The 5,289-nt window shown below is 29.2% G+C and carries 6 protein-coding genes; all 6 read right to left on the reverse strand.

Features of this window, described 5'->3' with window-relative positions; genetic code table 11:
- A partial coding sequence (locus ACJAX4_RS21935; protein ID WP_435791568.1) for an ATP-binding protein occupies positions 1-844 on the reverse strand: 844 nt, incomplete at its 3' end.
- Positions 845-865: 21 nt separating this feature from the next.
- Positions 866-1,129 carry an extracellular matrix regulator RemB gene (remB, locus tag ACJAX4_RS21940; RefSeq protein ID WP_435791569.1) on the reverse strand — a complete coding sequence of 88 codons (264 nt, stop codon included), beginning with the start codon at positions 1,127-1,129 and terminating at the stop codon, positions 866-868.
- A gap of 40 nt (positions 1,130-1,169) precedes the next feature.
- The gene (gene recF, locus ACJAX4_RS21945; protein ID WP_435791570.1) at positions 1,170-2,261 is read right to left on the reverse strand and encodes a DNA replication/repair protein RecF; all 1,092 of its coding nucleotides are present in this window, start codon (positions 2,259-2,261) and stop codon (positions 1,170-1,172) included.
- 140 nt (positions 2,262-2,401) lie between these two features.
- The gene (locus ACJAX4_RS21950; protein WP_435791571.1) at positions 2,402-2,608 is read right to left on the reverse strand and encodes an RNA-binding S4 domain-containing protein; all 207 of its coding nucleotides are present in this window, start codon (positions 2,606-2,608) and stop codon (positions 2,402-2,404) included.
- 27 nt (positions 2,609-2,635) lie between these two features.
- A complete protein-coding gene (gene dnaN / locus ACJAX4_RS21955) occupies positions 2,636-3,745 on the reverse strand; it encodes a DNA polymerase III subunit beta (RefSeq protein ID WP_435791572.1) in 1,110 nt (369 codons plus the stop codon).
- A 282-nt stretch (positions 3,746-4,027) separates the two neighbouring features.
- Positions 4,028-5,289, reverse strand: a 1,262-nt coding sequence (dnaA, locus tag ACJAX4_RS21960; protein WP_435791573.1) for a chromosomal replication initiator protein DnaA, incomplete at its 5' end; no start/stop codon positions are given.

Consider the following 5,289-nt stretch of genomic DNA (forward strand, 5'->3'; position numbering starts at 1 on the left):
AATGTGTTCCACCTTCTACGGTATCTATATTATTCGCGAAAGAAAATATGTTTTCTGAGTATGAATCATTGTATTGTAATGCTATTTCAACAATATAATCATCCTTACTTCCTTGTATATAAATAGGTTCAGGATGCACTTTGCCCTTATTTCTATTTAAATATTCTACAAAGGATTTTATTCCTCCCTCGTATAAAAATTCTTGTTTTTTATCATCTCTTTCATCATCAAGAGTTATTCTTATGCCTTTATTTAAAAAAGCTAATTCTCTTAGTCTTTGAGAAACCGTTTCAAAATCAAAATCAACTTCCTCAAAAATTTCTGCATCAGGAGCAAAAAATATTTTTGTTCCATGTTCCTCTGTTGTTCCTACTTTTTCAAGTGTACTAGTAGTTTTCCCTTTTGAAAATGTTTGTTTCCATATCTCACCATCTATTTTAACTTCTACTTCGCAAACCTCAGACAGTGCATTAACTACAGATGCTCCAACACCATGCAGACCACCTGATACTTTGTATGCTCCACCACCAAATTTCCCACCAGCATGAAGTACAGTCATTATAACTTCTACAGTAGGTATTTTCATTTTATGATGCATTCCTACAGGCATTCCCCTACCATCATCTATAACAGTTACAGAATTATCTGGGTGTATAAAAACATTAATATTCTTACAAAATCCAGCCATTGCCTCATCTATACTATTATCTACAATTTCATAAACTAAATGATGAAGACCGCGAATACTAGTGCTCCCTATATACATACCTGGTCTTTTTCTTACTGCTTCTAATCCCTCAAGTACTTGTATTTGACTTTCGTCATAAATATTATTTAATTCCATGAATGATCCTCCTAATTTACTCTAAAGCGCATAATATACAGTTTCTGTTCTCTTCGATAGTGTTTGAGATGATATTTGTGAAAAATATATTTTACTTTTTTTATCTACCTCAGCTATAACAAATGATTTAGCTATATTATTCGTTATTCTCTCTACAAAACCATCTTCTTCGGCCATTCTTAAAAATTGATTAGTGTCCGAACTGTACATAGTAGTTTCCATGTCAAATATACCTATAATATCTTTTATAGGTACTACTACATTTTCTCCCAAATGCAAAAACATATGATATCCTCCTTAATAATTCATACTTCTCTATTTGAATCTATGTAATTTCCTTTAATTCACCTAACATAACCTCAAATATCTTACTTTCACAATTTAAATGTTTTCTAATATCATTAATTCCAGTACATGTAATTAATGTTTGAACTTCTTTTATTGAATTTAATATATATTCTTGCCTTTTTGTGTCTAGTTCAGACAATACATCATCAAGTAGTAATACTGGATACTCTCCAGTTAATTCTTTTATTATTGCTAGTGCTGAAAATTTGATAGTTAAAACTGATGTTCTCTGTTGTCCTTGTGATCCAAATATTCTAGCATCGGCTCCGTTAATATCTATAGAAAAGTCATCTCTATGGGGTCCTATTGACGTGGTTCTACTTTCTATATCTCTTTTTCTATTTTTACACAGTAAAGAATACAATTTTTCCTCTATGTTATCGGACCCTTTAATCGGTGTTAGATATTTAATTTCTATTACTTCACTTTTAGATGTTATGTCACCATGTATTTTTATTCCTTTTTGGTTTAATTTTTCTACATAGCTAATTCTATCTTTTATTATAATTGCACCAAATTCACTAAGCTGTTTATCATACACATCAATAATGTCACTATTTGTATTCCATTTTTTTATAGCCAAGTTTCTCTCATTTAATATTTTTTTATATTGAGTTAAGCTATAATAATAACGGCTGCTTAACTTACATAGTTCTATATCTAAAAATTTTCGTCTATGTGACGGTGAATTTTTAACAATATTTAAATCTTCTGGAGAAAACATAATTACATTGAAACTTCCTACAAGCTCTGACAGTTTTTGAACCTTTATAGAATTAATATTTACTCCTTTTTTACCTTCTTTAAAAATTTTTATTTCTATCTTTTTATCGAGTCTTTTTTTACATACATAAAGCTTTATATATGCTTCTGTGCCATTCCAGTTTATTAATTCTTTATCTCTATTGGTCCTGTGCGACTTAGCTAAACTACAATAATAAATTGCTTCCAAAATATTTGTTTTTCCTTGTGCGTTATCCCCTACAAATACATTAGCACCTTTATTTAATTCTATAAATAATTTATTAAAATTTCTAAAATTAAAAAGTTGTAAATATTTTACATGCATATAATCACCTATTATGATTATAACATATATATATAATTATATTAGTTAATATGTATAATTATATTCTTATAATCATTTTATAAGAAACATAAATTGTGCACCGTAGAAATTTTAATATTTCTGCGGTGCATTCATATATTTTAAACTATTTTATAAGATTCACTATTAAACTCAATTATATCACCTTTTTTTAATTTTTTACCTCTTTGAGTTTCTATCTCACCATTTACTTTAATGTCCTCATTTTTGATATAGTATTTTGCTTCTGTACCTAAACACGCTATTCCAGCCCATTTGAGAAAAGAATCTAATTTAATTATATCGGTTTCTATTTTTATTTCATTCATTTCAAAACCTTCTTTTCATAGTTATTATTAATTATTTGCAGCTCTTATCCTTACTGGTAATACCATATAAGTACAATTATTTATTTCTTTATTTTTTACAACACAAGGATTAACACCACTAGAAAATTCCATAATAATCTCTTCTTCTTCCATGATTTTAAGTAACTCTATTAAGTATTTAGAGTTAAATGCAATCTGAAGAGACTCGCCTTGCAAAATTATATTTATTTCCTCTCTAGCCTTTCCCAATTGAGAATTGGATGTAATTATCATATTCTCTTCTTCAATATTAAATTTAACTAAATTTGTATTTCCCTCTTTTGCCATTAGTGAAGCTCTTTCAATACAGCTTAATAATTCAGCTCTTTTAGCTGTAATTTTAAGATTATATTCTTCAGGTATTATTGAACTATACTTTATGAATTCACCTTCTAGTAGTCTTGATATAACCTTTGTTCTACCAATGTTAAATAGAATATGATTTGGAGTAAACGTTATATTAACATTTTCATCAGTTTCCTCTAATATTTTAGATACTTCGCTTAATGTTTTACCTGGTATTACAGCATTGATACTGTAATCTGTATCCACATGTTCACTTCTAAATGCCACTCTATATCCATCTAGTGCAACAAGATTAAGTTTTTTATTTTTTATCTCAAACAATACCCCTGTAAGAATTGGTCTAGTCTCATCTTGAGCAACTGCAAATATAGTACCTTTTATCATATGTTTTAATACCTTTTGTGAAATAGAAAAAATCATATCTTCTAGTACATTAGGTAAACTTGGATAATCATCACTATTCATATGTATTATGGTTGCGTAGGATTTCTGGCAAACTATTTTAATAGAGTTATTCTCGTCAGAAGATATTTCTATTGCACTGTTGGGTAACTTTCTTATAATTTCACCGAAAAGCTTAGAGTCTAGTACCACACTACCATCTTCAATAACATCTGCAGTAATTTTAGCTTCAATGCTTAAATCAATATCAGATCCTATAAGTGTTATTTCTTTATTTTTTGCAACAATTAATATTCCTAGTAATACTGGCATAGTTGATTTTCCAGTAATAGCTTTCTGTACATTAGATATGGCTTCTTGTAGTGCATTTTTTTCGCATATAAATTTCATTAAAAAAGGCCTCCTTATCCACACGGGAAATTATTTAAAGATAGGTAAGATACTAATCAAAAATAGTAGTAATAGTAGTAGGGGCTGTTGATATGTTAACAACCTATTCTAGACGTTAAGTACGAGTAACAATCCTTATAACTAAATGTGGATATGTATGCAAAAAAAAACCACAGTTATCCACAGTATCAACAGCTGTGCCTTATGTATTATTTTATACACAGAATTATATATAAATAGTATCAACAATTGTTAGTAATACCAGTTAATCCTTTCATTATACTATTTTTGACTAATCTTTTTAGTAAGTTCAGTTATGTTATCTTGTAAATTTTCATCTTCCTTAAGACCTTTAGATATTTTCTCACAGGCGTGTATTACTGTAGTATGATCTCTACCTCCAAATTCTTCGCCTATCTTAGGTAGTGACATATCTGTAAGTTTTCTGCATAAATACATTGCAATTTGTCTTGGAAAAGTTATATTTCTAGTTCTTCTTGATGATTTAAAATCCTCTACCTTTAAATTAAAGTAGCTAGAAACTATATCTTGTATTAGTTCAATAGTTACTTGTTTTGAATTTCGATTAGAAATAATATCTTTGAGTGCTTCAGATGCTAAATCTATACCAATCTCTTTATTAGTTAATGAAGAAAAAGCTACTATTCTAATAAGAGCGCCCTCGAGTTCTCGTATATTAGATTTTATTTTAGTGGCAATATACACTAATACTTCATTTGGAATAACTAAACTATCTACATCTGCTTTCTTTTTTAGTATAGCAATTCTGGTTTCAAAATCAGGGGCTTGTGTATCGGCTATAAGGCCCCATTCAAATCTAGACCGAAGTCTATCTTCTAAAGTAGGTATTTCTTTAGGTGGCCTATCACTGGATAATATAATTTGTTTATTTGCTTCATGAAGATCATTAAATGTATGAAAGAACTCTTCTTGAGTACGTTCTTTACCAGCAATAAATTGAATATCATCAATTAGAAGAACATCTACATTTCGGTACTTATTTCTGAATTCTACGTTTTTATCATCCTTAATAGAATTTATAAGTTCATTTGTGAATTTTTCAGAAGACACGTATACAACTTTGGATTTAGGATTATTAGCCAATATATAATGGCCAATAGCATGCATTAAATGAGTTTTACCAAGACCAACTCCACCATAAATAAACAATGGATTATATGCCTTTGCGGGAGATTCAGCTACAGCAAGAGATGCTGCATGAGCAAATCGATTACTGTTTCCAATTACGAAGGAGTCAAAGGTATACTTTGGGTTTAACGTTGCAGACATTGCGTCATTAACTATTAGGCTATCCCTTTCAGCCTCTCGTTTTGACTTAGGTGTCTCTATCTCTGCAACTTCTTCAGATAATATAAAGAACTCTATCGTATATGTCTTAGATGTAAGTAATTTTACAGCATTCATTATCAAATCTTTATATCTATTTTCTAGAATGTCTTTGGTAAAATTATTAGGAACACCTAATTTAAAAGTATTATTGTCTAAGGCCATAGGTTCTATAC

The sequence above is a fragment of the Clostridium sp. genome, from assembly GCF_051278035.1.
Taxonomy (GTDB): Bacteria; Bacillota; Clostridia; order Clostridiales; family Clostridiaceae; genus Clostridium_AD.